The 25,811-nt window shown below is 71.6% G+C and carries 23 protein-coding genes and 2 pseudogenes; 5 read left to right on the forward strand and 20 right to left on the reverse strand.

What is annotated here, in order from left to right:
* The first annotated feature begins 109 nt into the window (after positions 1-109).
* Both ACWDAK_RS14985 and ACWDAK_RS14990 read left to right on the forward strand, forming a co-directional pair.
* Complete coding sequence (locus ACWDAK_RS14985) at positions 110-1,123, forward strand: helix-turn-helix transcriptional regulator (protein WP_344636570.1); 1,014 nt, start codon at positions 110-112, stop codon at positions 1,121-1,123.
* A 228-nt stretch (positions 1,124-1,351) separates the two neighbouring features.
* Positions 1,352-2,809, forward strand: a complete 1,458-nt coding sequence (locus ACWDAK_RS14990; protein WP_427393595.1) for a dihydrolipoyl dehydrogenase family protein — start codon at positions 1,352-1,354, stop codon at positions 2,807-2,809.
* Between the two features lie 241 nt (positions 2,810-3,050).
* Here ACWDAK_RS14990 and ACWDAK_RS14995 read toward each other — a convergent pair whose 3' ends face one another.
* Complete coding sequence (locus ACWDAK_RS14995; RefSeq protein ID WP_344636572.1) at positions 3,051-3,734, reverse strand: TetR/AcrR family transcriptional regulator C-terminal domain-containing protein; 684 nt, start codon at positions 3,732-3,734, stop codon at positions 3,051-3,053.
* A 69-nt stretch (positions 3,735-3,803) separates the two neighbouring features.
* Between ACWDAK_RS14995 and ACWDAK_RS15000 the strand changes: the two genes are divergently transcribed.
* Positions 3,804-5,303: an FAD-dependent monooxygenase gene (locus ACWDAK_RS15000; RefSeq protein ID WP_427393596.1), complete on the forward strand. Its 1,500-nt coding sequence runs from the start codon at positions 3,804-3,806 to the stop codon at positions 5,301-5,303.
* Between the two features lie 403 nt (positions 5,304-5,706).
* Here ACWDAK_RS15000 and ACWDAK_RS15005 read toward each other — a convergent pair.
* The 11 genes and pseudogenes from ACWDAK_RS15005 to ACWDAK_RS15055 all read right to left on the reverse strand — a co-directional run.
* Positions 5,707-5,897: pseudogene (locus ACWDAK_RS15005) on the reverse strand (hypothetical protein); the annotation flags it as partial.
* Positions 5,885-7,180: an APC family permease gene (locus ACWDAK_RS15010; RefSeq protein ID WP_427393597.1), complete on the reverse strand. Its 1,296-nt coding sequence runs from the start codon at positions 7,178-7,180 to the stop codon at positions 5,885-5,887. The pseudogene ACWDAK_RS15005 and the gene ACWDAK_RS15010, both read right to left, overlap by 13 nt.
* A gap of 594 nt (positions 7,181-7,774) precedes the next feature.
* Positions 7,775-8,641, reverse strand: a complete 867-nt coding sequence (locus tag ACWDAK_RS15015) for a universal stress protein (RefSeq protein WP_344636575.1) — start codon at positions 8,639-8,641, stop codon at positions 7,775-7,777.
* Positions 8,642-9,132: 491 nt separating this feature from the next.
* Positions 9,133-9,585, reverse strand: a complete 453-nt coding sequence (locus ACWDAK_RS15020) for a universal stress protein (RefSeq protein WP_344636576.1) — start codon at positions 9,583-9,585, stop codon at positions 9,133-9,135.
* A 235-nt stretch (positions 9,586-9,820) separates the two neighbouring features.
* Positions 9,821-10,063 (reverse strand): acyl carrier protein, encoded by a 243-nt coding sequence (locus tag ACWDAK_RS15025; protein ID WP_344636577.1) that lies wholly within the window; start codon positions 10,061-10,063, stop codon positions 9,821-9,823.
* On the reverse strand, positions 10,060-11,409 hold the full coding sequence (locus ACWDAK_RS15030) for a 2-oxo acid dehydrogenase subunit E2 (RefSeq protein WP_427393598.1): 1,350 nt from the start codon (positions 11,407-11,409) through the stop codon (positions 10,060-10,062). Before ACWDAK_RS15030 ends, ACWDAK_RS15025 begins: the two co-directional genes overlap by 4 nt.
* Before the next feature lies 1 nt (position 11,410).
* Positions 11,411-12,409, reverse strand: a complete 999-nt coding sequence (locus ACWDAK_RS15035) for an alpha-ketoacid dehydrogenase subunit beta (protein WP_344636579.1) — start codon at positions 12,407-12,409, stop codon at positions 11,411-11,413.
* Positions 12,406-13,431: a pyruvate dehydrogenase (acetyl-transferring) E1 component subunit alpha gene (pdhA, locus tag ACWDAK_RS15040; protein ID WP_344636580.1), complete on the reverse strand. Its 1,026-nt coding sequence runs from the start codon at positions 13,429-13,431 to the stop codon at positions 12,406-12,408. The genes ACWDAK_RS15035 and pdhA overlap by 4 nt, the downstream gene beginning before the upstream one ends.
* Positions 13,428-15,221 (reverse strand): acetate--CoA ligase, encoded by a 1,794-nt coding sequence (gene acsA, locus ACWDAK_RS15045; protein ID WP_344636581.1) that lies wholly within the window; start codon positions 15,219-15,221, stop codon positions 13,428-13,430. Before acsA ends, pdhA begins: the two co-directional genes overlap by 4 nt.
* A 383-nt stretch (positions 15,222-15,604) precedes the next feature.
* Positions 15,605-16,408 (reverse strand): sigma 54 modulation/S30EA ribosomal C-terminal domain-containing protein, encoded by an 804-nt coding sequence (locus tag ACWDAK_RS15050; RefSeq protein ID WP_427393599.1) that lies wholly within the window; start codon positions 16,406-16,408, stop codon positions 15,605-15,607.
* Between the two features lie 555 nt (positions 16,409-16,963).
* Positions 16,964-17,389 (reverse strand): Hsp20/alpha crystallin family protein, encoded by a 426-nt coding sequence (locus ACWDAK_RS15055; protein ID WP_427393600.1) that lies wholly within the window; start codon positions 17,387-17,389, stop codon positions 16,964-16,966.
* A 402-nt stretch (positions 17,390-17,791) separates the two neighbouring features.
* On the opposite strand from ACWDAK_RS15055, the gene ACWDAK_RS15060 reads away from it, so the two are divergent.
* Positions 17,792-17,932 carry a hypothetical protein gene (locus ACWDAK_RS15060; RefSeq protein ID WP_427393601.1) on the forward strand — a complete coding sequence of 47 codons (141 nt, stop codon included), beginning with the start codon at positions 17,792-17,794 and terminating at the stop codon, positions 17,930-17,932.
* Between the two features lie 77 nt (positions 17,933-18,009).
* Here ACWDAK_RS15060 and ACWDAK_RS15065 read toward each other — a convergent pair whose 3' ends face one another.
* A complete protein-coding gene (locus tag ACWDAK_RS15065) occupies positions 18,010-18,882 on the reverse strand; it encodes a universal stress protein (RefSeq protein WP_427393602.1) in 873 nt (290 codons plus the stop codon).
* Positions 18,883-19,523: 641 nt separating this feature from the next.
* Here ACWDAK_RS15065 and ACWDAK_RS15070 point away from each other — a divergent pair.
* Positions 19,524-19,990: pseudogene (locus ACWDAK_RS15070) on the forward strand (hypothetical protein); the annotation flags it as partial.
* On the opposite strand, the gene ACWDAK_RS15075 reads toward ACWDAK_RS15070, so the two are convergent.
* The 7 genes from ACWDAK_RS15075 to ACWDAK_RS15105 form a co-directional block, all read right to left on the reverse strand.
* Complete coding sequence (locus tag ACWDAK_RS15075) at positions 19,917-21,014, reverse strand: baeRF2 domain-containing protein (protein WP_344636587.1); 1,098 nt, start codon at positions 21,012-21,014, stop codon at positions 19,917-19,919. The pseudogene ACWDAK_RS15070 and the gene ACWDAK_RS15075 sit on opposite strands and share 74 nt — an antisense overlap.
* Before the next feature lie 19 nt (positions 21,015-21,033).
* A complete protein-coding gene (locus ACWDAK_RS15080) occupies positions 21,034-21,270 on the reverse strand; it encodes a hypothetical protein (protein WP_344636588.1) in 237 nt (78 codons plus the stop codon).
* A gap of 28 nt (positions 21,271-21,298) precedes the next feature.
* On the reverse strand, positions 21,299-22,099 hold the full coding sequence (locus ACWDAK_RS15085) for a sigma 54 modulation/S30EA ribosomal C-terminal domain-containing protein (RefSeq protein WP_427393603.1): 801 nt from the start codon (positions 22,097-22,099) through the stop codon (positions 21,299-21,301).
* On the reverse strand, positions 22,096-23,253 hold the full coding sequence (locus ACWDAK_RS15090) for a baeRF2 domain-containing protein (protein ID WP_344636590.1): 1,158 nt from the start codon (positions 23,251-23,253) through the stop codon (positions 22,096-22,098). The genes ACWDAK_RS15085 and ACWDAK_RS15090 overlap by 4 nt, the downstream gene beginning before the upstream one ends.
* 156 nt (positions 23,254-23,409) lie before the next feature.
* On the reverse strand, positions 23,410-23,880 hold the full coding sequence (locus tag ACWDAK_RS15095; RefSeq protein ID WP_344636591.1) for a universal stress protein: 471 nt from the start codon (positions 23,878-23,880) through the stop codon (positions 23,410-23,412).
* 585 nt (positions 23,881-24,465) lie between these two features.
* A complete protein-coding gene (locus ACWDAK_RS15100) occupies positions 24,466-25,068 on the reverse strand; it encodes a sulfocyanin-like copper-binding protein (protein ID WP_427393604.1) in 603 nt (200 codons plus the stop codon).
* Entirely contained in the window at positions 25,065-25,340 is a 276-nt protein-coding gene (locus ACWDAK_RS15105; protein ID WP_344636593.1) for an SHOCT domain-containing protein, read from the reverse strand. Before ACWDAK_RS15105 ends, ACWDAK_RS15100 begins: the two co-directional genes overlap by 4 nt.
* Between the last annotated feature and the right edge of the window lie 471 nt (positions 25,341-25,811).

The raw sequence follows: 25,811 nt of genomic DNA on the forward strand, positions 1-25,811 counted from the left end.
AAGTCATCGACACACCCAATCCAACGCCACCGGGGCGGCCTTGGACACCGTTCCCGGGCCCGAACCATTCGATTCAACGACCCGCGAAGTACGGGCCTAGCCTGGGTGGATGAGCACGTCAGCGGGGCGAGAGCCCAACCTTGAGCTGCGCGACTTCCTGCGTTCGCGCAGGGCCCGGATCAGTCCCCGTGAGGCCGGCCTGGGGCCGGACGCCGGTCGGCGCCGCGTGCCGGGGCTGCGCCGGGAGGAGGTGGCCCGGCTGGCCGGGATCAGCGTCGACTACTACGTCCGGCTGGAACGCGGGCGCAATCCGAACGTCTCGGCATCGGTGCTGGAGGCCGTGGCCCGCGTGCTGTGCCTGGATGCGGCCGAGCGCGCCCACCTGTTCGACCTGGCCCGCCCCAGGCCGGGCTCGGGCCGTCGCCGCGTGGTGCCGCCGCAGCGGGTGCGGCCCGGACTGCTCCGGCTCCTCGGGTCCCTGGCAGGGACTCCTGCGATGATCCTGGGCCACCGGTTGGACGTGCTGGCCGCCAACCCACTCGCGAAGGCCCTGTACACCGATTTCGACGCCGCGGCGCACCGCGACCGCAACCTCGCCCGGTTCATCTTCCTGGACCCCGCCGCCAGAGACCTCATCGCCGACTGGGAGACCGCGGCCCGTGGCGCGGTGGCGGCCCTGCGCCTGTACGCGGGGCGCCACCCGCACGATTCCCGCCTGACCGAGCTGGTGGGCGAACTGTCCGTGCACGACGAGGACTTCCGCCAGTGGTGGGCCGACCACGACGTCCTCGAATACACCCACGGCACCAAGCGCTACCGCCACCCCCTCGTCGGCGAACTGACCCTCGACTACGAGTCCCTCGTCCTGCCCGACGACCCGGACCAGGCCCTCTACCTCTACACCGCCGAACCTGACAGTCCCTCCGCACACGGGCTGCGCCTGCTGGGCAGCTGGTCGGCGCCGGACCTCACGGCGGGCGGGGGCCACAGCCCGCACCATGCGGTGCGGACGCTGCCCGCCCCGGCCACACGGGACATCCCGCGGGCGGACAGCGCAGCGGCACTTGTCGCGACCACCGACCTCGAGGCCGCCCACGACGCCGACCGCGAGGGCACGCGGTGAGCCCGGGACGGGTTCTGACGGGCATCTCGGCCCGGTCCTGAACGGTCGTGGTCCTCGCGGGAGGCGCCGGACCGCCGGAGGCCGGTCACTGGGTGCGTGCAGCCATAAGGGGCACGGATGGCCGCTGTTGGTGACTCCTACGGCCGAGGTATGACGCCGTGTGCGCACCGCGCGGTTACATGAGCCGGGGATGCGGGCCCGTCGGCCCCGACCGGATGCGAGGGAGCAATGAGCGAAGCACGTGAGAACCAGGAGAGCCACGCCTACGACGTGGTCGTGCTGGGCGCGGGCCCGGTCGGCGAGAACCTCGCCGACCGCTCCCGCGCCGCCGGCCTCACCGTGGCCGTTGTGGAACGTGAACTGGTCGGCGGCGAATGCGCCTACTGGGCCTGCGTCCCCAGCAAGGCCCTGCTGCGGCCAGTGATCGCGGTGGCCGACGCCCGCCGGGTGGACGGCGCCCGGCAGGCCGTCACCGGCCGGCCCGACGCCGACCGGGTCTTCGCTCGCCGCAACCACTACGTCAATGACTGGGACGACACCGGACAGGCCGAGTGGGTGAAGTCCATCGGCGCCGACCTGTACCGCGGCCACGGCCGCATCGACGGCCCCCGCCGGGTCACGGTCACCAGGGACGACGGTGCACGCCACACCCTCACCGCCCGGCACGCGGTGGCCATCGCCACCGGCAGCCGGCCGCTGCTGCCCGACATCCCCGGCCTCCAGGAGGCCCGGCCCTGGACGAACCGGCACGGCACCGACTCCAGCACCGTGCCCGCCCGGCTCGCCATCGTCGGTGGCGGCGGAGTCGCCATCGAGATGGCCACCCTCTGGCAGGGCCTGGGCTCGCAGGTCACCCTGCTCGCCCGCCGCCGCCTGGTCGCCCGCATGGAGCCGTTCGCGGGCGAGCTCATCGCGCGCAGCCTCACCGAGGCGGGCGTGGACGTGCGGATCGGCACCCAGGTCACCGCCCTGCGCCGTCCGGACCCCACCGGGCCCGTCATCCTCACCCTCGACGACGGCAGCGAACTGCAGGCCGACGAGGTCATGTTCGCCACCGGCCGGACCCCCGCCACTGACGACATCGGCCTGGACACGGTCGGCCTCACCTCGGGCACCTGGCTGGAGGTGGACACCACGTGCCTGGTCCGCGGGGTCGACGGCGGGTGGCTGTACGCCGTGGGCGACGTCAACCACCGCGCACTGCTCACCCATCAAGGCAAGTACCAGGCGCGGACCGCCGGCGACGCCATCGGCGCCCGCGCCGCGGGCCTGCCCCTGGACGACGGCCCGTGGGGCGACCACGCCGCCACCGCCGACCAGCACGCCGTGCCCCAGGTCTTCTTCACCGACCCCGAAGCAGCCGCCGTGGGCCTGACCGCCGAGCAGGCGGCCCAGGCCGGCCACCGCATCCACACCGTCGACCTCGACTTCAACGCCGCCCTGGGCGCCAACCTCTACGCCGACGACTACCGAGGCCACGCGCGGATGGTGGTCGACCTCGACCGGGAAGTCCTGCTCGGGGTGACCTTCGTCGGCCCCGGAGTCAGCGAGCTGCTGCACTCGGCGACCGTCGCGGTGGCCTGCGAGGTCCCGCTCAAGCGGCTGAGGCACGCGATCGCCTGCTTCCCGACCGTCAGCGAGATCTGGCTCTTCCTCCTCGCCGCCTACCACCACGACCGCAGCTGAGCCCGTCGTTCACCGAACTTGATCGACCCCGATCCCCGGCCCCGAGCCGACATCGCTCCCGGCACCCACACCGGTGGACCCGACCACTCCGCCCCGACCTTTCGCTTTTCCTCGCCCCGTGGGGAGTTTTCCTTGATCGGAGCGGCGGGTCCACCGGCGGCTGCCTGGTGATCCTTGCGGCCACCGTGCGATCACCGGGCACCGATGCCGCCCGTGACCGGTGGCTTCGCGCTGAGAGCCCTCAGTGCGGGAGCAGGGTCGCCTCGATGCCGGCCAGGACGGCCTCCAGGCCCTGTTCGAAGCCCTGGTCGAAGTCCTGGAACATCTCGCGGCCCGCCGCCGCCGCGAGCGGGTAGGCGGTCAGGCGCTGTGCGCGGGCGTCCAGGTCGTAACCCTCGGTGCCGTTGAAGGGGTTCGGGCCCATGGCCTGCTCCTCCACGACGTAGCCGATGGTGTAGGCGTAGCCGGTGTACCAGGCGCGGGTGGCGGCGCCCAGGGTGAAGCCGGCGCGGGTGAGCAGCTGCAGGCTCGCCTCCAGGCCCGGCACGTAGGACGTGTCCGTGAAGCGGGCGCCGCTGTAGACGCGGGCGCCGTCGCGGTAGCGCAGCAGGTGGGCGCGCAGGGTGCGCATCATGGCGCGGTAGGCCTGGCGCCAGTCCTCCTCAGGCCCCACCTGATCCGAGGCCCCCGACGGCTCGGCCGAACCGGCCGACTCTGCTGTCATGCGGCGCATCATCTCGGTCGCCATCTCGTCGAGCAGCGCCTGCTTGTCCTTGAAGTGCCAGTACAGGGCAGGCGCTTTGACGTCCAGCTCGGCGGCGATCGCACGCAGTGTGAGGCCGTCCAGGCCGAGCTCGTTGAGGAGCCGAAGTGCGGTGTCGGCGACCAGCTGCCGGTCGAGTTTCGGGGTTCGCTGCGGGGTCACGGTTGACAGTTTAACGGCGTTAAGTGCATGCTCGCGGGCAACCGCACTTAACAACGTTAAGGAGCTCTCGTGGCTCTTCGGGCAACGAACCCCAACACCCCGGACCTCCACGCCGCAGACGCCGACACCGACGTGCTGATCGTCGGCGCCGGCCCCACCGGTCTCGCGCTCGCCCTCGATCTGGCCCGGCGCGGCGTCGCCGCGCACCTGGTCGAGCGCGGCACCGCGCTGTTCCCCGGCTCGCGTGGCAAGGGGCTTCAGCCGCGCACCCTGGAGGTGCTGGACGACCTCGGCGTGCTGGCCGAGATCCGCGCGGCGGCCGGCCACTACCCGCCGAACCTGTTCTGGAAGAACGGTGAACCGCAGCGCACGAGCCGCATGTACGACGAGACGAGCGAGCCGTCGGAAGCCGAGCCGTACCCCGGCACGTTGATGCTGCCGCAGTGGCGCACCCAGCGGGTGCTGTACGGGCGGCTGCGCGAGCTGGGCGGCACGGTGGACTTCGGCCGGGAGCTGGTGGCCCTCGGGCAGGACGCGGACGCGGCGACCGCCGAGTTCGCCGACGGCCCGCCCGTCCGGGCGCGCTACCTGGTCGCGGCCGACGGCGGGCGCTCGACGGTGCGCCGGCTGCTGGGCATCACGATGACCGGTCAGACGGTGGACCCGGCCCCGATGCTGGTCGCCGACGTCACGGTCACCGGCCTGGACCGCGATCACTGGCACGTCTTCCCGCCCGCTGACGGCACCACCGGCCCCGGTCTCGGGGCCGGGCTGCTGGCCCTGTGCCCGCTGCCCGGCGGCGGACAGTTCCAACTCATCGCCCAGTTCCCGGAGGGCACGCAGCTGGACCTCTCGCTGGACGGCATCCGGCGTCTGGTCGCCGACCGTTCGCACCTGAGCGCCGAGGATGTGAGCGACCTGCGCTGGGCCTCGGAGTTCCGCCCGCGGGCGGCGCTGGCCGACCGGTTCCGCGCCGGCCGGGTCTTCCTCGCCGGCGACGCGGCGCACGTGCACTCGCCGGCCGGTGCCCAGGGCCTGAACACCAGCATCCAGGACGCCTACAACCTGGGCTGGAAGCTGGGCGCGGTGCTCGCGGGCCGGGCCGCGGACTCACTGCTCGACACCTACGAGCAGGAGCGGCGACCCAACGCGGCACGGATGCTGGGGCTGTCCACGAAGGTGCACCGCGGCGAGGTCCGCCGCGGCCGGGCGACCCAGCAACTGGACCTGGGCTACCGGGAGTCCTCGCTCGCGGTGGAGACCCGCACCGACCTCGCCCCGCACGCCCTGCGCGCCGGCGACCGGGCCCCGGACGGCCGCCGGGGCGGCATCCGCCTCTTCGACGCCTTCCGGGGCCCGCACTGGACGCTGCTCACCGTCGGCGCGCAGGCGGAGCTGCCCGTGGCTGCCTTCGCCGGGGCAGAGGTGCGGATGGTCGACGTCCCGGCCTACGAGGCGTACGGCACCGGCGTCTTCCTCGTCCGTCCGGACGGCTACGTGGGCTGGGCGGGCGCGACGGCGCAGGGCCTGACGGGCTATGCGGCGCGCGTCGGTGCCCTCGGTCGCTGAGACCGGGGGCACCGGGAGGGGTGTCCGAGGCTGCGGCTCCCTGACCGGCGAGTCCTTCCAAGCAGAACGTGCCGCAGGCGAGAGGGTGCGCAGCGGCGGTAGCGGCAGCGGTCGCCGGTCGGGACAGGCGGGGCTGCTCGCGTTCGGCAGGCCGGTGGTGGGTTCGGCTGATGCTTCTCGCCCTCCCGGCGCCCCCGGGCCGTCGCGGAACCACGGGTTCGGCGAGCTGGTCAGGGTGGTGGTCGTCGACGCCACGCCGGCACTGACCGGCGGGCCGGCGCTCAGGACAGCGGCAGCAACGGTGACCGCTTACCGCCACTGCACCACCCCGGACAAGGGGAAAGCGCTCTCATGACCGGGCACATCACCCCCGCCGAACTGGCGCGGAACCCGACATCCGAGACCAGGGACGAAACGCCGAGTTGTGGACGGTCGGCCAAGCACCGAACGCCTTCGGCATCTCCCGCCGCTGCCAGCCCGTCGTCCTCAACCGCCAGATCACGTCCTCGAATTGCTGCCGCGGCCACTCGGGGTACGGGCCGAACCCCCGCCGATCAGCAAGTACGGCTCGGTGAAAAGGTTCAATCTCCGCAGCGGGAAAGGTCTCGATCCCTCCGCGTCGTGAGGGCCCTGCGCACGGCGTAGGCGGCGGCGCCGATCGCCAGCACGGTGGCTCCGGAGGTGACCGAGGCGATCGGCAGGGAGAAGGCGAGCAGCATGCAGCCGGCCAGGCCGAGCGCCGGGACGGCGCGCGGCGGGCGCCCCTCGACGGAGGTCAGGGTCCAGGCGGAGGCGTTGGCGATCGCGTAGTAGGAGAGCACGCCGAAGGAGGAGAAGCCGATCGCTCCGCGCACGTCCGTGACGGCGGCAAGCGCGGCGACGACGGCGCCGACCGTGAGTTCGGCGCGGTGCGGGACGTGGAAACGCGGGTGGACGGCGGCCAGCGCGCGCGGCAGGTGCCGGTCGCGGGCCATCGCCAGCGTGGTGCGCGAGACGCCCAGGATCAGCGCCAGCAGCGACCCGGTCGCCGCGACCGCCGCGCCGAAGCGGACCAGCGGGACGAACCCGGGCACGCCGGCGGCCTTCACCGCCTCGGCCAGCGGTGCCGTCGCGCGACCGAGCCCGTTGCTGCCCAGTACGACCAGCGAGGCGACGGCCACGGCCGCGTAGACGACCAGGGTGATGCCCAGCGCGAGCGGGATCGCCCTCGGGATGGTGCGCGCCGGATCGCGGACCTCCTCGCCCAAGGTGGCGATGCGCGCGTATCCGGCGAAGGCGAAGAACAGTAGACCTGCCGCCTGCAGCACCCCGCCGAACGTGGCGTCCGCACCGACGTCCAGGCGCGCGGTGTCCGCCGTCCCGGAGGTCAGGCAGGCGGTGACGACGGTGGCGAGCACCGCCAGGACCACCGCGACGATCGTGCGGTTCAGCCAGGCCGCCTTCTGCACGCCGAGGTAGTTCACCGCGGTCAGTGCCACCACGGCGCCGACCGCCACCGCGTGCGCCTGGCCGGGCCACACGTACGAGCCCACCGTCAGCGCCATCGCCGCACAGGAGGCGGTCTTGCCGACCACGAACCCCCATCCGGCCAGGTAGCCCCAGAAGTCCCCCAGCCGCTCGCGCCCGTAGACGTACGTGCCGCCGGACTGCGGGTAGCGGGCCGCCAACCGGGCCGAGGAGGTCGCGTTGCAGTACGCCACCACCGCGGCCAGCGCCAGCCCCGGCAGCAGCCCCGAGCCGGCCACATCGGCAGCAGGCGCGAGTGCGGCGAAGATCCCCGCCCCGATCATCGACCCCAGGCCGATCACCACCGCGTCGAACACCCCGAGCTGCCTCCGCAGCCGCGGTCCGCTGCCGACTGCTGGTGACTCGCTCATAGCTGGCTCCCCGGCACGCGCCCGCGTTCGGCAACGGACTCCGATATCGGCAGACGATATATGAGCCGGGTGACGCGTATGCCCACGCATACCGAGACCGACCGGCGGACGGAGCCCGGCCGTCACCGGTGCCGCCCCCATGGGCCGACCCGTCGGACGTCACGCGCTGTCCCGCCTTCGACGGCCCGGGCGGGCAGGCCTGGTACGGCGGCCGACGCTGATCGGCTCGGGGCGGTCAGCAGACGCTCCGTCGCCCTCCCGCGGTGGGACCGCCGAGCGACTGCCGGGCGCGGCCTCCGACGCGGTGAGTGAGCGCCATCGCGTCCTGCTCCGGAACCGGTGCATGCTCCGGTGGCCGCCGAGGTGTCACCGGCAGCGGTGTTCCGCCGAGGATGGCGAGCACGACCTTCCCGTCCACCGTCTCCTCCGCGATGAGCAGGCCGGCCGGTCCGCCCGGCCTGCGGCGGTGGTGGCGCAGCAGATCGAGCACTCGTGCGGAGACCGGAGAGGTCCATGACGGACCGTTCCGGCACGCGCCCGGTGCGAAGAGACGCCTCCGCAGCGCCATGTCCGGCTCGGGGGTGACCGCGTTGGTCACTCCCGAGCCGGCTCGGGGCGAGGGCGTACGACGGCGATGGGGCAGGTGCCGTAGTGGAGCAGAGCGTGGCCCACCGAGCCGAGGGCCAGGCCGTGGAAGCCGCCACGACCACGGGAGCCGACGACTGCGAGATCGGCCCGGTCGGAGGCACGGACCAGCGCGGGCGCGGCCTTGCCCCGGACCAGCTCCGTCTCGATCTCCACATCGGGATACTTCTTGCGAAGGCCGGCCAACTGCTCCTCCACCTCCCGCCGTTGCTCGGCCTCGACGTCCTCCGGAACGAGCTCTCGTTCCGGAGCCTCAGCCGGCACCGGCATCTGCCACACGCGCAGCACCTGCAGCCGGGTGCCGCGCAGGGACGCCTCGTCGAACGCGAACTCCATCGCGCTGACGGAGTGCGGCGACCCGTCGGTTCCGACGACGACCCGGTGATGACCGGTGGTCAGCTGGCCCACCACCACCACCGGGCCATCCGCGTGGCCGGCGACCTGCAGACCGACGGATCCGAACAGCAGGTTTCCCAAGCCCCCCTCGCCGCGTGCCCCGAGAACCACGTTGCGCGCCTGCTTGGACACGGAGCAGAGGACCTCGGACGGTGAACCGGAGAGTTGCTGGCAGCCCACGTCGAGATCCGGATGGCTCTCTCTGACCATCGCCTCGGCCTCGGCCAGGATTGCCGCACCACGCCTGCTTGCGCTCTGCCAACGTCCGGGCGGATGGAACGGAAAGTCCATCTCCCATGCGGGCAGCACGTGGACGATGTAGAGGGGGCAGCCGTGCAATGCCGCGTCGTGCGCGGCCCAGATGAGCGCGCGCAGGCTTCGTTCGAAGCCGTCGTACCCCACGATCACCGGGTCAGTCATCACTACTCCAGCCGGTCGTTCCGCTGTTGACACGAGAGCGCTGACGTGCGGAGCGGCGCATCTCGCTCAGGGCCCGCCGAGTCCTGGCGGACTCCTGACCTGCCGTGGCCGTCGCAGGTGCTCCGCGCGGCCTTCCGCCTCCCTGACCCGCTGTCCCGGACACCCCTTCGGCCGTTCCCCCATTTCCAGGCTCACCCTCTCGAGTCCGGTCCGCCATCCGGTTAGCAGGTGTCCGCGAGGGCCTCGGAAACCAAGCGTCTTCCCTGCGCCTCGGCTGCCAGGGAAGAGGCCTCGGAATCAGGCTTCCGGATCGGCGAGATGGGGCCGAGCACCACCCTGGGAGCGGTCGACGGGTGGCGGGTCGCGCGTGCCGACTGGGGAAGACAGCCGAACACTGCCCCCATGCGTACCTACTGAGCCGAATCGGCGGGCCGAGGACTCACGTGAGGTGCTTGACTTCGCGTAGCAGGTACTGGGGCGGCCGAGACACCTCAACCGTCGCGGCCGCGGACGACGACGACCGGGCAGGGAGCGTGCTGGACGCAGTGCTGACCGACAGAGCCCAGCAGGGCCCCGGTGAAGCCGCCGACACCCCGGTGGCCCACGACCAGCAGTGACGCCCCTTGGGCGGCGACGTCCAGCAGCGCCTGTGCCGCCACCCCCTCCACCGCGTGCGCCCGGATCTCCACCGGTGGCTCGGAGCCCGCGACCTTCTCGATGTTCTCGGCAAGTGCCTTCTGGGCGATCTCGCCGATCTGATTCCGCTGCTCCACGGAGACCACGCTGCCCACCCCGGAGAACGGCGGCTGCCAGGCCATCACCGCCTCCACCACCGCATGGGTCAACCGAGCCTGCCGAATCGCCCAGCGAAGGGCCCGTCTGGACTGCTCGGAGCCGTCCACACCGACGACGATCCTCTTCTCGTGATCCTCTTTCTCGATCATGGTCCCGTCACTCCCTTTCGAAGCTCGGGTCGTCGACGGTGAGCCGTCACACGGACAGCCATGTCAGCGGCGGTGGCACGACCTATGTCCCGTACGGCCCCGAGCGGGATGCACTGCTTGAAGCATCGCCCGTGTCCGGCTGGTCCGCATGCCGGCTTCCCGCCCTCACGGACGGTGTGGAGCAACTCGCCCTCACGCGTGCTCGATCCGGCCGTGGCGCAGTGCTGGACTGTGGTCAGGCGCGTTCCGCAAGGAGGGTGGCGGCGCCTTCGAGAGTGCCCAGACGTGGGTAGTCGTCCTCGTCGAGGCGGCAACCGGTGCGTTCGGAGAGCCGTTCCACCAGGTTGAGGAAGTCGAGTGAGTCGAGTTCGAGGGCTTGGCGGTAATCCGTGTCGGGCCCGATCTCGGTGAAGTCCGCGTCCGGGACGATCTCTGTGATCGCCTCCTGGACGAGTGCGAGCGCCTGGTCGTGGTTCACAGCTCCTCCGGTTTCTGCAGCAACCGGTCGAGGGCGGCCAGGTAGCGTGCGCCGGTGGCGCCGTCGCTGGCTCGGTGGTCGGCGGAGAGAGTGGCGGTGACCACCGGACGGATACCGAGCAGCCCGTCGACGGCCCAGGGCCGCTCGACCACTCTGCCGAGGCCCACCAGGGCGACTTGCGGGGGATAGATGACACCGAGGACGGCCTCGACGCCCTGGTCCCCGAGATTGGTCACGGTGATCGTCGGATCGGTGGTCTCGGAGCGGTGCAGGCGGCCGGACCTGGCGCGGGAGACCAGGTCGCGGAGCCTTGCCATGAGCTCCGGCAGGGTCAGGTCGGTGGCGTCGTGAATGGCGGGGGCGACCAGGCCGCCGCCGCGCAGTGCGACGGCGACGCCGAGGTGGACGGCGGGTGCGGCGGTGAAGTGGTCGTCCGTCCAGAAGCCGTTGAGCTGTGGCACCTCGCGGGCCGCCAGTGCGGCGGCCTTGAGCAGTAGGGCCGTGGGTACCAGCCGTTCGGCCACCGGGAGTTCGCGGTTGCGTTCGTGGAGCCAGCCGATCGCCGCGCCGAGGTCGACGGTGGTGGACAGGTAGTAGTGCGGAATCTCGCGTTTGGACCGGGCCATGAGATCGCCGACCGCCCGTCGCATCGTCTCGTGACGGCCGGTGGCTGCAGCCGGCCGTGCCGTGGCTGCAGACGGGAGCGCGGCTGCGAGCGCGGCTTTGACATCGAGGGCCCGGACGGCACCGCCCGTGCCGGTGCCGGCCACTGCCGCCAGGTCGATGCCGGCCTCCACGGCGAGCCGCTTCGCGAGCGGTGTCGCGCGGACCCGGGTGGCCCCGTCGCCCGTCCCGGGCCGAGCCGGGGGAGTCGGTGGCTTTTCCGGTCGTACGCGTGGGGTGTCGGGGGGTTTGGTGGTGGCGGTCTCGGCGGGAGGTGTCCGGAGCGGTGCGGCGGACGGCGGTTCGGCATTCACATCGGCGCGGGTGATCCGGCCGCCTGGGCCCGTGCCGTGCACGGTGGCCAGGTCCACGCCGCTCTCCTCGGCGAGGTGGCGCACCAGTGGAGAGGTCACCGGCACGCTCGGCTCACTGGTCTGTGTGGCGGGACGAGCCGGTCCGATGACGGCCAGGGACGCTCCGACGGGCATGGTCGTCCCCGGTTCCACCAGCAGGCGGTCGACCGTGCCGTTCTCGAAGCACTCCACCTCGATCGCCGCCTTGGCGGTGTCGACGACGGCGACGATGTCACCCTTGCGTACCTGGTCGCCGGGGTGGACGAGCCATTCGAGTAGCGTGCCCTCGGTCATGTCCGCACCCAGCGCTGGCATCCGGAACTCGGCCATCTCAGCCCACCGCCCGTCGTGCCGCGGCCACGATGTCCGCGGGCTGCGGTAGTGCCGCTTCTTCCAGTTGCCGGGCGTAGGGTACCGGCACCTCTGCTCCGCAGACCCGCTCCACCGGTGCGTCCAGGTCGTAGAAGGCCTGCTCGGTGATGCGTGCGGTGATCTCGGCCGAGAGTCCGCAGGTGCGCCAGCCCTCGTCGATCACGACGGCCCGGTGGGTGCGCCGGACCGAGCCGGTGACGGTGGCGTCGTCCAGCGGGCGCAGGGTGCGCAGATCGACCACCTCGGCGTCGATGTGGTCGGCGGCCAGCTGTTCGGCGGCCTGGAGGGCTTTGCCGAGTGAGCCGCCGTGGGTGATGAGGCTGATGTCGGTGCCGGGGCGGCGGACGGCAGCGCGGTCGATGTCCACCGGCCCTGTGTCGGGCGGCAGGGTGCCGGAGACGTTGTAGAGCGAGCCGTGCTCGAAGATGACCACGGGATCGGGATCGGAGAGGGCCGGAGCGAGCATGTACCGGGCGTCCTCCAGGGTCGCGGGGGCCAGAACCCGGATGCCGGGGATGTGGGCGTAGTAGCCCTCAAGGCTGTGGGAGTGCTGGGCGGCGAGCTGGCGTCCGGCGCCGGTGGACATCCGGATCACCAGGGGTACGGCGACCTGACCGCCGGACATGTGCAGCAGGGTGGCCGCGTTGTTCAGGATCTGGTCGAGGGCGAGCAGGCTGAAGTTGACGGTCATGATCTCGACGATCGGGCGCAGGCCGGCGATCGCGGCGCCGATCCCGGCGCCGACGAACGCCGATTCGGACAGCGGAGTGTCCCGGATACGGGCCGGGCCGAACTCGTCCAGCAGGCCGAGGCTGACACCGAGGGCCCCGCCGTACCGGCCGACGTCCTCGCCCATCAGGAACACCCGCTCGTCCGCCACGAGCGCTTCGCGCAGGGCTTCCCGCACTGCCTCACGGTAGGTCACCGCCTTGCCCGTGGCGGCCTTCCGCGTGGTCACGACGTCCCCCGTGCCGGGCTGTGGACGAAGCGGAGCAAGTCCTCGGCCGGTTCGAGTCCGCCCTGCCTGGCTTGCTCGACGGCCCGGTCCAGTTCCTCGGCGACCTCCTTTTCGAGGAGTTCCACCGAGGTGTCGTCGAAGCCGTTCTCGGTGCGCATCCGCTCCGTGAGCAGGGTGATCGGGTCGCGCTGCTTCCAGCGCTCGATCTCGGCCTTGTCCCGGTAGAGGTCGGGGTCGTACATGGAGTGTGCGCGGAAGCGGTAGGTGCGCAGCTCGAGGAAGTACGGTCCGGAGCCCGCCCGCACGGCCTGTGCGGCGCGCCGGGCGGCGCGCTCGACGGCGAGGACGTCCATGCCGTCCACGGCCCAGGCCACCATGCCGTACGAGGCGGCGCGGGCCGCCAGGTCGACCTGTGCGTGCTCGCGGGCCAGCGGGGTGCCCATGGCGTAGAGGTTGTTCTCGCAGACCAGGAGCAGCGGCAGGTCCCAGAGGGCGGCCAGGTTGGCGGTCTCGTGGAACTCGCCCTCGGCCACGGCACCGTCACCGAAGAGGCAGCACACCAGTTGCTCCCGCTCGCGCAGCAGGTCGGCGAGGGCCAGGCCAGCGGCGACGGGTAGTCCGCCGGCGACGATGCCGTGGCCGCCGTAGAAGCGGCGGTCCGCGTCGAAGAGGTGCATCGACCCGCCGCGTCCCCGGCTGCAGCCGGTCATCCGGCCGAGCATCTCGGCGAAGACCGCCTCCGCGGGGATGCCCCGGGCGAGTGCGTGACCGTGCTCGCGGTAGGTGGTGACCACGGCGTCCTCGGGGGTGAGTGCCTGGTGAACGCCGACCGAGACGGCCTCCTCACCGATGCACAGGTGCACGAAACCCCGGATCTCGCCCGCGCTGTACATCTCCACGCAGCGTTCCTCGAACCGGCGGATTCGCAGCATCTCCTTGAGCAGGCCGAGCCGGTGTCCGGTGTCCGGGCCGGGAGGGCGTGTCCTGGTCCGGCGCTCCTTGGCGGTGGTACGAGGGGTCATTGCGCCTCCTCCAGGGCTGAGACGTCGCCTTCGGGAAGGCCCAGTTCGCGGGCGCGCAGCAGCCTGCGCATCACCTTGCCGCTGCGGGTCTTCGGCAGATGCTGGTCGAAGGCGATCTCTCTGGGCGCGATCGCGGGGCCGAGCCTGCGGCGGGCGAAGGCGGTGATGTCCCGAGCCAGTCGGGTGTCGGGGTCGTAGCCCGGTTTGAGTGAGACGAAGGCCTTGACGACTTCTCCGACGACCGGATCGGGGCGTCCGATCACCCCGGCCTCGGCGACGGCGGGATGCTCCATGAGGGTGCTCTCGACCTCGAAGGGGCCGATCAGGTGCCCGGCGGACTTGATCACGTCGTCCGCCCGGCCGACGAACCAGTAGTAGCCGTCGGCGTCGCACCTGGCGATGTCGCCGGTGAGGTACCAGCCGTCGGCGAAGCAGGCCCGGTACCGCTCCTCGGCGTGGAGGTAGCCGCGGAACATCGACGGCCAGCCGGGGCGCAGTGCCAGTTCGCCCTCCGCGCCCGGCTCGTCCAGGACGTGGACCCGCCCACCTTCGACCAGAGCCCGTCCGTCCCGTCCTCGTTCCAGGACCCCGGCCTGCACCCCGGGCAGAGGACGTCCCATGGATCCCGGGCGGATCTCGGTCCCGGCGAAGTTGGCGATCATGATGCAGCCGGTCTCGGTCTGCCACCAGTTGTCGTGGATCGGCAGGCCTAGGATCTCCTGACCCCACCGCACCGCCTCCGGATTGAGGGGTTCGCCGACGCTGGCGATGAACCGGAGCGCGGACAGGTCGAAGGACCTGGGAAGGTCGGGCGGCCTGCCGCGCGGGCTCACCCGCATCAGCATCCGGATCGCGGTCGGCGCGGTGTACCAGACCGTGACCCGTTCCGAGGCGAGGACGTCGTACCAGCGGCGGGCGTCGTACTCGCCCGCGTCGACGACGAGGGTGACGCCGTGGGTGAGCGGGGCGATGATGCCGTACGAGGTGCCGGTGACCCAGCCGGGGTCGGCGGTGCACCAGAAGACGTCCTCCGGGCGCAGGTCGAGCGCGAAGCCCGCGGTGGCGTGGTGGGCGACCACCGCCTCGTGCACGTGGATCGCGCCCTTGGGGGTTCCGGTGGTGCCGCTGGTGAAGTGGAGCAGCGCCATGTCCTCGGGGTCGGTGTCCGGGATCGTGAACTCCTCGGAGGCATCCGCGAGCAGGCCGTCGAAGGATTCGGTGCCCGGCTGCGGGTCGGGGGACGGGCCGACGATCAGCACGTGCTCCAGTTCCGGCAGCCGGTCACGCCGCCCGGCCACCTTGCGGCGGTAGAGCTCGTCGGTGGTGACCAGCACCTTCACTTCTCCCAGGCGCAGCCGCTCCTCGACCGGCGCCGGTCCGAAGGCGGGGAAGAGGGGGCAGAAGACGGAGGTGTTCTTCAGCGTCCCGAGGACCGATGTGTACAGCTCCGGGCAGCGGCTCAGCAGTGACGCCACCCGGCTCCCGCCACCGACGCCCAGGGCCCGCAGTACGTTGGCGAAGCGGCTGCTTCGCCGGGCCAGTTCGGTGTACGTGATTGCGGTGACCGTGCGGTCTGCGGCGATGCAGCGAAGCGCGAGCCGGTCTCCGTGGCCTGCTGTCACGTGGCGGTCGACGGCCTCGTGGGCGATGTTCAGGCCCCGGCCGCCGGGCAGCCCGTCGAGCTGTTGGCGGGCCTGTTCCCAGGAGAAGGTGAGCCGCCCCCGCTGGTAGTCGGTCAAGCGGGTTGGTACGGCGGCCGTACCGGATCCCGTGAGGCTCTCGCTGTCCACGGCGGCTCCTTCCGACCGGAGGGTTGCTTCGAACCGTCCCTGGCTCCGTACTCGCCCTGTGGTGTCGCGGCCACGACCGGCTGGGAAGATGCGGTCCCCGGGCCACCCTCTCCGTCTCATCCTGCGACGCGGCGACGGTGGCCGCCATGAGGGGGACGGGGCCGGAAGGGGCCGAGTGACGCGGTGCGGCCGGAGCGTAGCGGGACTCGCGTCGTGCTCCACGGGGCCACGGACGACGGCCTGCCCGTGCCGGCACGGCTCGGCTCCGGGTGACTCCGGCCCGTTCCGGGTCAGCCGATCTGTTCGAGCGTGAGGCCGCCCTACGGGCGAGGAGCGAGGAGATCGGTCCTCGCTGGGGCTGGCTGGATCCTCAAGGTCAGGGGTCACTCGGTGGGTGTGATCAGGCCGTAGTGCCCGTCGTACCGGCGGTAGAGGACGTTGCCCCGCCCGGTGGCGTCGTCGGCGAAGAACACGAACGGCTGCCCGAGTGCGTCCATCCGGCGTTTCGCGTTGACGAGGTTCAGCCGGGGTGCGGGGGCCGAACTGATGGTCAGCGGGATGGCGGCAGCGCCGAGCCGCTCCGGGCGCGGGTGCACCTGGGCGAGCCGGTAGCCGGTCGGCGCCGCGCGGTAGAGGACGCTGTCCTCGCCGGTGGTGAGGTCGGTGAACAGGCGGAAGCCGTAGTCCATGGTGTCCATCGCGAAGGCAGCCTGGTCGGGTGTCTCGCGCGGGAGGGAGAACGACTTGTGCCGGACCACCTCGCGCAGCTCCGCCGGGTGGGGGCAGTGGTGGGGGCGGTGCACGGGCTCCGTCCGGAGCAGCCGTTCGTACTCGCCGGCCTCCGGCACACCTCCCCGTTGGGACTCCAAGTGCCGACTCACCCGGGCGAGTTGCAGAACGATTCGCTCGCGCAGCAGGCCGACGGCCTCGCTCATGGTCTCAGCGGCGACCTGGGCGCGGGCGCGGCGGCCGTTGACGTCGAGATTGGCCTGGGCGAGGCAGGGCCGCTCGACGGTGGGGTCGTCCATCCGGGTGAGCCGGATCCGGACGGACAGCACGGGCTCGCGCGTCTCCTCGACCAGAGCGAGCACGGTACTGCGGGCGACCTCCGCCGTTCCGGGCGGCAGGTCACCATAAATCTCGACCCGGACCTCGGGCGTCTGCCCGGTCATGGGCTTGTTCACCATCGGATCTCCTAGCCACGCTCCGCCCGTTCGATCAGGACCGGCCGACCGGGCCCGGCGGGCGATTGCCCGGCCTGTGCCCCGGGCGGCAGCTGCACGGTGGCCGGCCGTCGAGCGAGAGCCTGTCCCTTCACCAGACTGTCAGGCGATCGAGGCAAAGGCATCGGCTGAACGCCTCTGTTCATGGGGCCGGGCGGCCCAAGCCGACGGGGCTGAAGGACACCGCGATTCCAACGGGCCGGGCGGGACAATGGGAGGCCGGAGTGCCGTGAGGCGGCACGGTGGACATGGCGAGGCCCTGGAATCGCGGTTCACGCCGGTTTCCCGGGAGACACCTGTGAGGCGACCGGGTCCGGCAGGCCGGCGACGACTTCGGCGCCGTCGCGCGATCATCCCTCAGGCTCCGAGGCTGGAGGCACGTACGGGCGTCCGAGGTTTCAGCTCTGATCACGCGTCACCGGGCCGGTGGATGTGGACCTGTTGGCAGGAGGCTCGGCGCCGGCGGACGCACCGCGTCTACCGGCGCCCGTTCTGGCGTTGGCGGGGTGTGTTGCGGCCTCAGGTACCGCGGGTGATCTCAACCCGCCGTGGCTGCTTCTTCTCCGCTTTGGGCAGGGGCGCCTTCACGGTCAGCACGCCCTTGTCGTAGCTGGCGGTGATGTCCCCCTCCTCACATCCTTCTGGGAGCCGGATGCTGCGCGTGAAGGAGCCGTAGTGGAACTCCGAACGATGCTTCTCCGTCTTCTCCTCGCGGCGTTCGGCGTGGACGGTCAGCACGCCCCCTTCGACGGTGATCTCGACGTCCTTCGCCGGGTCGATCCCCGGCAGCTCGGCCTTGATGACGTAAGCGCCCTCCTCCTCGCTCTCCTCGACGCGGATGATGTGCTCTTCCGGGGAGATACGCAGGTCGAAGGGGAAGTCCTCGAGCAGGTCCGGGAACGAGGGCCACCAGTGGGCACGCCTGCGGAGCAGTTCACCGGCCATCGTCGTCCTCCTTACACGATTGACCACTTCCTTCATCCTGCGGTGCGGGGCCAGGCTCCGCGATCGGACGAGTCGAGATCTCCACCGAGGAGAACTTGCAAGTACTCGCCCTCACCACCGCCCGCGGTTCCGGGTGATCCACCGGTCGGGGCCGGACACGAATGGCACGCTGATCGCATCGAGACCACGGAGTTCCACTGGGGCGATCGAGGTGGGGCTATCGCGAATCTGCGTACGACGCGATCCACCCGTAGGCCATTACCTGGAGGCCGTCCGCCGTGGCTGGGCGGCGGGGAAGTGGTGAGGTCCATCCCATTCCCTTCCGCCCAGGTGGCTCTTCGCGGACGATGGATGGCTCCGGCCCGTTGCCGGGAGCAGCGATCAAGCGAAAGTCGGTCGACCATGGGTGAGCACGTGCACGTACGCCTGCGCCACGGACTTGACGTGAACGAGCAGGGCGAGCTGGTGGAGCACCTCCGCTGCGGCTGCGGCGAGGTATGGAGCAGGACCCACCGGGTGGAGGATGGCGAAGCCGAGCGGTGAGCCACCGCTCGGGTTCGCCGGAGGTCAAGTCGGTTCCGGGCCGGCCGGGAAGCGGGTGAGGCGCGCGACGCCTGTGGTCAGTGTCGGCCGGATGTCGGCACGGTGACGACCGGGCAGTGGGCGCGGTGCAGCAGGCCGTGTGGGACGGATCCGAGCCTCATCCCGGTGAAGCCGCCCCGGCCTCGGCGTCCGACGACGACCGCCAGCGCATGCTCGGAGGCCCTTGCCAGTTCCTCGACAGGGTGACCACGCACCACCTGGCGGCTCACCGTGACGTCCGGATGCCGCTCCGCCCGTTCGGCCATCGTTTCGAAGAGCAGGCGACGGCACTTCTGGAGTGCGAGGACCTCGTCCGCGGAGTCCAGCAGTGTGGGTTCCCAGACCCAGAGTGCATGAAGGTCCGCGCCGCGTACGGCGGCGGTTTCGAAGGCGTAGTCCACGGCAGCCTCGGAGGCACGGCTGCCGTCCGCCCCGACCACGAGGTACGGCGACCGGCAGACCGCGTCCTCGGGCTCCAGCACCACCACGACCGCGCAGGCGGCCTGGGCGCTGACCGGCACGGCCACCGAGCCGCCGCTCAGGAACTCCTCCAGCCGGTTCAGCCGCCGGGAGCCGAGAACGACCAGCTGCGCCTCCTCGGACTGCCGGCACAGCACCTGCGCAGGGGCGCCCTCCAGCAGGAAGGCGGCGACGTCGAGGCCGGGATGCCGCCCAGTGGCGAAGGCGACGGCCTCGTCGAGGGCCTCCTCGCCGGGGCTGCACCCGGACTTTCGGGACACGACGCCGTCGAAGCCGCCCAGACCCAGGCGAAACGGCGATTCCGCGTGCACCATCCGCAGCGGTGCCCGGCGGCGTACGGCCTCGTCGGCGGCCCAGGCGAGCGCGGGCTGCCCCGGGTGCCTGGCGTCCACGCCGAAGACGACGGGACGGGACGCTTCAGGATTCGTCATCGCTCCTCCAACCGACAGCCGTCCACCCGGTCTCACCTGCACAGTACGGACGTCCGTGCCTCGGTGCCTTCGCGGACAGGGCCGAGCGATCCGACCCGGCGGTCGTGACCTGCTGAAGCGCGCCCGGACCGACGATCGTGCTATGGGAACGACCGTCCGTGAGCTGCTGCGGGGCCGCCGCCGCAGACGGGCGCGCCGCGCCTTCCGTAGTGGGTGAAGGGGTACGAGGCTGCGGGCCGGGTGTGACGTGTCCACGCCCGTGCGCCTTCCGGTGGACTGCGGGCGTGGCCGGGTGTGGCAGGTGCGGCCCGCGTGACCCCGCTCGCCCCACAGGGGCCGGCGCCAGGCGCAGATAGCGACACGCCCGGCTCTCACCGTTGCGATCGAAATCCACTCATATCGACGCTTGTCATCGCCCTCTCATCCTGGCATCAGCCGCACCGCCCGGCCTGGTCGGCCGTGATCGCCAACCCGCTGCTCGGGAGCATCCCGGCCCCGCACACTTCCCACTCCGCTGCCCGCGAGTTCCTACAAGCGGGGTAGATCGAGCAGTTCGCGCAGACGCCCGGCGACCGCCCTCTCGTCCAGCCCCAGCAACGGAGTGATGCCCAACTTGTGGCGGCAGGGCGCCCGCTCACCACCGCTGCGTCCTGGCCCGCCGCAGCCTGGCACGCCCCGAGGAGATCGCCTACTACCTCGGCTTCGCCCCGACGGGGGCTTCCGTCGCCGAGTTGGTCCGTGTGGCCGGCTCCCGCTGGGCCATCGAGGAAGTGCTTCCAAGCTGCCAATAACGAGTGCGGCCTGGACCAGTACGAGGTCCGCCGCTACGTGGGCTGGTACCGCCACATCACCCTGGCCATGCTCGCTCACGCCTTCCTCGCGGCGATGACCGCCCACGCCCTCGAAAAGGGGAGCCGAAGGAACGGTCCCAACAGCCTCGTTCCCCTCGCCGTGGCAGAAGTGCGACGGCTTCTGGACCTTGCCCGTTCCCAGGCGGCCCGGCTCCAGTTCCGGTGCTCGTCGTGTGCCCGGGTTCATGTGGTGGCGTCCGGGTAGCGTAGGAGGGCGCCGAGACCGTCGTGCAGGGGCAGTTCCTCGCGGGGGATGACGATGAGTTCCGCGCCGGTGCCGACGATCGTGCGGATGAGTGCGGCGTCGGCCGGTTCCTCCCAGGAGGATTCGACGCCGAGATACCTCAGTTCGCCCTGGGTCAGGCCGATTTGCTTGGGGGTGAGGCCGACCCACAGCCGCTGGTGCAGGTCGAACGGGTCGTTGATCAGGACGGCTTCGGCCTGGCCCCGGCGCAGCGCGGCGACGGTGTCCGCGAGCCCTTCGGTTGCGCCGCTGTGGCGGGCGCGGCGGGCCAGGAAGCGCTCGACGGAGGCGTGGTCGCGTGCGGACAGGCGGCCGTGGAAGAGGTGGTCGAGTTCGTCCTCCAGCAGGGCGCGTTCGGGTTCGGCGTCCCAGCCGTCGCTGTCGATGCCGACGAGCCGCTGCCGCAGGCGCTTGGGGAGTTCGCGGGCGAGGGTGTTGCGGGCCCAGTGGTCACCGGACAGCACGATCGCCTCGGCGCCGCTGTGATCGGCCAGGTCGGCGAGCTGGACTGCGACCTCGGCGGCGGTCTGCCGCCAGTTGTCGGCTGGCACCCGTCGGCGGGTGCGGTCCTCGGGCGCCACGCGGGTGGAAGGCCATCGTCCGGCCTGCAGGTCCACCTCGAACTCGGCTTCTCCGGGCGTGGTTTGGGGCTGGGCGACGCGGTGGACCGCGGCTGCCACGTACGGGATGTCCGGGGCGTGCTGCATGGCGAGTGGCATGGCGTCGGGCAGCATCGTGTATCGGGCGGTGTCCCGGGCGGGAGGTTCGGGCAGTTCCTCGGCGAGGGCGAGTCGTCCGTGTGCGGCGAAGATGGCCTGACCGTGCTGACCGGGCAGGTCGCGGTCGGTTCCCACGAGGCGGGTGACGGTGCTGGTGGTGGCCATGTCGGCGCCCTGGGCGGCCAGTTCGGCCTGCAGGTGACGGCGGCGCAGGTCGATGGCCCGGTCGGGGTCGTCCAGGTCGCGCGAGGTGTCGACGTAGGCGCAGGCGTAGGGGCCCTGTCGTGCGTACAGCGGGCCGAGGAAGGTCAGTTGCATGAGCGGCTCCCTGAGGTGTCTAGAGCCTTTGGGAGAGTAGGAGTTCATGTGCCTGGCGGGCGGCGCGGGCCGGCCGTTCGGGGTCGGGCTCCTGGTCGGGAATCTCTTCCAAGCCCTGGATGAGGGCGCGGATCGCCTGGCCGAGGGCCTGGACCCGGGCTTCCAGCGTTTCCAGGCGCTCGACGGCGCTTTCGAGGTCGCGGCCGGGAGGGTGGGGACCGGCTGCCGGTGTCTGCTGTGTGGTGTGCTCGGTCATTGTCGGCTCCTGGGGGGAGAGCGCGGGGTCACTCGGCGGGTGTGATCAGTCCGTAGTGGCCGTCGTAGCGGTGGTGGAGGTTGTTGCCGTGTCCGGTGGTGTCGTTGGCGAAGAAGACGAATGGAAGGCCGGTGGCGTCCAGCCGTTTCTTCGCCTCGGCCGGGTTCGTCAGGGGTGCGGGAGTGGGGCTCATGGCCAGTGGCACGGCGACGGTTCCGAGCTGTTCGGGACGCGGGTGGAGCTGGGCGAGCCGGTAGCCGGTCGGCTTCGCGCGGTAGATGACGCTGTCCTGGCCGGTGGTGAGGTCGGTGAAGAGGTGGAAGCCGTAGTCCATGGTCTCCATCTCGAAGGCGGCCTCGTCGGGCGTTTCACGGGCGAGGGAGAAGGACTTGTGCCGGATGACCTCGCGCTCCTCCACTGGGCGTGGGAAGTGGTCGGGCCGGTGGGTGGGTTCCTCTCCGTGCCGCCACTCGTGTTCGCCGGCCTTCGGAGCTCCTCCCCGCTGGGCTTCCCAGTGGCGGCGCAGCCGGGAGACCCGGAGGGTGAGGCGGTCGCGGAGCAGGTCGACGGCCTCGGTCATGCTCTCGGCGGCGACGTGGGCCCGGGCGGGGCGGCCGTTGACGTCGAGGTTGGCCTGGGCGAGGCAGGGCCGTTCGGTGGCGGGGTTGTGTGTGCGGGTGAGCCGGATCCGGGCGAACAGCACGGGTTCGCGGACCTCGTCGAGGAGGGCGAGCACCTTGGTACGGGCGAGTTGCACCGTACCTGGCGGCAGGTCGCCCCGGGCCTTGACCTCGATTTCGGGCTTCTGGTGGGTTACGGGGTCGTTCACCACGGTTCTTCTCCGATCGAAGGCACGGTCGCGGGGCGTCCGGTGTATCGGGTCAGGCCCCCGATGCCCTGGGCGGGAGTGCCGGGGATGCCGGGTTCGAGGACTCGCACCCCGGCGCCGGTGAGCAGCGCGGTGCGGATGGCGACATCGGCCAGTGACGCCTCGACGAGTGGCCCGGTCTCCGGTGCGAACGCGGTACTGAGCTCCGCGATGTCAGTGGGGCCGGGCCCGAACCAGGCGGTGCGGCGGGCGGCGGGGTCGTCGGTGATCAGGAGGGTGCGCAGCTGCCCGTCGGCGAGGGCGCGCACGGTGGCGTAGATGCCCTCCACGGCGTGTCCGCGGGGCGAGAGTTCCTCGGCGTACCTGCTCACCAGTGCCGTGGTCTGATCGTGTCCGGCGCGGTGGGTCTCGGCGTCGACCTGGGCCATGCGTTCGGGTGCGGCGCCGTCCGGGCTGCGGCTGCCGCTGACCGGGTGGATCGAGACCTCCTGCTGGATCCGGGTGGGAAGGTGCTTGGCGAGGTACTGCCGGGCGCGGACATCGCCGGCCAGCATCAGTACGTGCGCGTCCACCTCGGCCAGCGCTGTGCCGAGTGCCTGTGCGACCTTGACGGCGTTGTGCTCCCAGGAGTCCTCGGCCCTGCGCTGGTAGCGCATCTGGGACATACCGCCGGGCTGGTTGCGCTCGATCTCGTCGTCCGGACCGGTGACCGTGCGGCAGGTTGCTTCGGTGGCGCCCGTCGGGTAGAGCTGCAGATCCGCGCCGGTGCGGTCGACCACGGCGACCACGTGGGCGGGGTGGTCCTGGCGCCAGGCCAGCAGCGGCAGCAGATGCGGCAGCGGCCCGTGCAGAGCCAGGTCGGCCTGCTCGCAGCCGGGCAGCACGGCCGAATGCAGTACCTCGCCGCCCGCGGCGAAGGCTGCCAGCACGCCGGAGCCGGGCCGCGCGGACAGGAAGACCCGGGTGAGGGCGTCCAGGTCGTCGACCTCGGCACCTTGGGCGGCGAGCTCGCGGAGGCGGGCCTGCCAGCGTTCCTCCGTGTCAAGGCCCAGCTCCGGGCGCGCTTCGAGATCGAAGTAGACCGACAGGAAAGGGCCGGGCGCGGCGAACAGCCCGCGCAGGGCTTCGGTGCGGGTCTCGGTTCCGGTGGTCATGAGAGCCCTCCTTGAAGAGGGATGCGGAAGATCATCGGCGATCTCGGTGGATCAGGCCCGGGCGGCACACTGCCCAGGCAGTGCTCAGCGAAGGCACGAGGCCGGCGTGTTACCTGCTCTCCCTTCGGCAGCCGATCCCGGGCCGTGCGGCTGGTGTCAGGCGTGGAGGGCGCTTGCAGGCTCACGACCCTGCACTCCCGGGACCACGACGACCGGGCAGGTCGCGTGCTGCACGCAGTGCCGGCTCACCGAGCCGAGCAGGGCGCCGGCGAAGCCGCCCAGGCCCCGGCTGCCCAGGACCAGGAGATCGGCACCGCGTGAGCGCTCCAGCAGCACCTCAGTGGCGTTGCCGGGCACTGAGCTCTGCCGGATCTCCACCTGCGGTTCCGGCCCGGCAACGTCCTCCACCGTGTCGGACAGTACCTTCTCGGCCGTGTGGTCGAGCTGCGGATCTCGCTTGGTCATGGCCCAGCCGTAGACCGTCGGATAGATCCAGGCGATCACGGCGTCCACGACGGCCCCGGTGAGCCGGGCCTGCTCGATCGCCCACCGAAGCGCCTGCTTCGAGAGCTCCGAGCCGTCCACACCCACCACGATCCGGTGCTCCGATCCGACCGTGCCGCCCATGTCGCGCCTCCTTCCGTCCTGTCATCACCACCGTGCCAGCCGGCCCGGCCGGGCCCAAGGTCCGGTCGCCTCCCCGGGCTGGGCCACCTGGCCCTGTCGCGTGGCTTCTCATGATCAGACGGACGGCGGCAGGGCTCTGGACGGCGCCGCATCGCGCTGGTGAAGGTGCCATGAGGCCGGTCCTCGCCGTGTTCTCCGAAACCGCCGAAAGGGCAAGGAAGTTGAAAACCTGACCAACCGGCTCGTGGGCCGCATCGCCGTCCCGCTGGTGGCACGCCTGCGCCCCGGAGCTCGCCCCGGCGTTGACCGCAGGTAGCGCCGGCGGCCCATGCCGCCCGCTGAGGCCAGGACCTCGGACGGGGAGCGACGGCGACCAGCGTCAGCTGAGTGCCCCAGGCCTGCCGACTGCTCGGTTCGCAAGCCGTCGGTCGCCACGGCTGCGGCGAGCTGTGTGAACCGGGGCCACGAACGCGACCAGCACGGCCGGCACCGCGATCTCCGCCAGCGCTCGGCGGCTTCCAAAGCCCGCGTAAGGAGCGCGGCGGTTCGGCCCGGCCGTCTGGAGTTGGCGGGCGGTGGGCCTGTTCAGCCCGTGACGTCCAGCTCGGTATACATGCCGGCCCCGTAGTGGCCGGGGAGATTGCACAGCAGTTCGTAGCGGCCGGGCGTCAGCGTGAGCGTGGCCCAGCCTGTCGCGCCCGAGATGATGCCGTCGCCCGCCCCGGCGCCGCAGCTGCGCGATACCTCGCCCAGGCTGCTGGCCTCATCGATCCGCCCGTCGGTACCGCTCGGCCGTTCTCCCACGGCCTGGCCGTCAGGCAGCGGCAGCACGACCACCTCGTGGGTGAGGGCTCCGGCGTTGAACACGCGCAGCGACACCGTGCCGACGGCAACCGTGCCCGGATGGGCGCGCAGCCACATCATGCCCATGCCGTGCCACCGGGGGGTGTTGTCCTGAGGGAGGCGACCGTGTGGGCCCATCATCCCGCCCATGTCTCCGGCGGTCACATCCACCACGTGGCCCGGTAGCGATGGCGGGGCGCACCCGGGACCTTTCGCCATCCGGCCGGCCGAGGCGGGACCGCGGAAGGCGCCGGGGGCGGCGAGCAACAGCGTCGTGAAGATGCCCAGGACCAGGGCCGCCAGCACCCCGACAACGGCCAGTCGCAGGTCATGACGCGCTGTCACCGGTGCTCCCGCAACAAGGTGAGCCGGCGCTTGTACTCGTCCCCGTCGATCTCCCCGCGAGCGAATCTCTCGGCGAGCAGTTCCTCAGCTCGCCGGTGGCCCCGTTCGGGCTCGCCCGGCGGGGGCGGGCCAGGCTGCCGGCCGTGACGGATGCCGGTCAGGTAGTGGACTAGCGCGATGACACCGGCGATCACCAGCGCCCAGAGCAACACCATCATCACGAGCATGACCAACCAACCGCCCCAACCCCAGCCGCCGTCGTACCACATCATGCCGATCGCCTTCCCACGGCCGATGACACCATCGGTTTCCCCTCATCCAGAGTGGCGCGGGACCAGCGGCGACCGGCAGGGACATCGGCCTCGCCCTTGGGGCCGAACGGCCCAGGCAGCAGGGCGATGACTATTGCCCCCAGCTGGTCCAGGCCGAGAGGGAGAGAACACCGCTGTAGCCGTTGCTCTCCGGATCGGCCTGCTTTCCGACGCCCCTGTACGGCCTGGGGCGGTTCGACCCCGGCCGTCGGGTTGCTGGTGGCCTCACAATCCGGGAGGGCATGGAAGTCCGGCGCGGCGAGGAACGCGGCTGCTGACCCTCGCCGCGTAGTACGCCGTCGTCTACGCGCTCGCCGGATCCGATCTGCTGGCCCACCCTTGCCAGTACGCTCCCGGACGGCCCGATCATCTCGGCCCGAAGGCCCCTGGCCGGAGCACCGGCCGGTGCGGTCTCCTGGAGAGGGGTCACCC

Source organism: Kitasatospora sp. NPDC001175, from assembly GCF_053598215.1.

Bases quoted from the DNA above. Each gene is read 5' to 3' on its own strand.
- ACWDAK_RS14985 (WP_344636570.1), top strand. From the start codon at position 110: ATGAGCACGTCAGCGGGGCGAGAGCCCAACCTTGAGCTGCGCGACTTC.
- ACWDAK_RS14990 (WP_427393595.1), top strand. From the start codon at position 1,352: ATGAGCGAAGCACGTGAGAACCAGGAGAGCCACGCCTACGACGTGGTC.
- ACWDAK_RS15010 (WP_427393597.1), bottom strand. From the start codon at position 7,180: ATGAGCGAGTCACCAGCAGTCGGCAGCGGACCGCGGCTGCGGAGGCAG.
- ACWDAK_RS15015 (WP_344636575.1), bottom strand. From the start codon at position 8,641: ATGACTGACCCGGTGATCGTGGGGTACGACGGCTTCGAACGAAGCCTG.
- ACWDAK_RS15020 (WP_344636576.1), bottom strand. From the start codon at position 9,585: ATGATCGAGAAAGAGGATCACGAGAAGAGGATCGTCGTCGGTGTGGAC.
- ACWDAK_RS15030 (WP_427393598.1), bottom strand. From the start codon at position 11,409: ATGGCCGAGTTCCGGATGCCAGCGCTGGGTGCGGACATGACCGAGGGC.
- pdhA (WP_344636580.1), bottom strand. From the start codon at position 13,431: ATGACCCCTCGTACCACCGCCAAGGAGCGCCGGACCAGGACACGCCCT.
- ACWDAK_RS15050 (WP_427393599.1), bottom strand. From the start codon at position 16,408: ATGGTGAACAAGCCCATGACCGGGCAGACGCCCGAGGTCCGGGTCGAG.
- ACWDAK_RS15055 (WP_427393600.1), bottom strand. From the start codon at position 17,389: ATGGCCGGTGAACTGCTCCGCAGGCGTGCCCACTGGTGGCCCTCGTTC.
- ACWDAK_RS15060 (WP_427393601.1), top strand. From the start codon at position 17,792: ATGGGTGAGCACGTGCACGTACGCCTGCGCCACGGACTTGACGTGAAC.
- ACWDAK_RS15065 (WP_427393602.1), bottom strand. From the start codon at position 18,882: ATGACGAATCCTGAAGCGTCCCGTCCCGTCGTCTTCGGCGTGGACGCC.
- ACWDAK_RS15075 (WP_344636587.1), bottom strand. From the start codon at position 21,014: ATGCAACTGACCTTCCTCGGCCCGCTGTACGCACGACAGGGCCCCTAC.
- ACWDAK_RS15080 (WP_344636588.1), bottom strand. From the start codon at position 21,270: ATGACCGAGCACACCACACAGCAGACACCGGCAGCCGGTCCCCACCCT.
- ACWDAK_RS15090 (WP_344636590.1), bottom strand. From the start codon at position 23,253: ATGACCACCGGAACCGAGACCCGCACCGAAGCCCTGCGCGGGCTGTTC.
- ACWDAK_RS15095 (WP_344636591.1), bottom strand. From the start codon at position 23,880: ATGGGCGGCACGGTCGGATCGGAGCACCGGATCGTGGTGGGTGTGGAC.
- ACWDAK_RS15105 (WP_344636593.1), bottom strand. From the start codon at position 25,340: ATGATGTGGTACGACGGCGGCTGGGGTTGGGGCGGTTGGTTGGTCATG.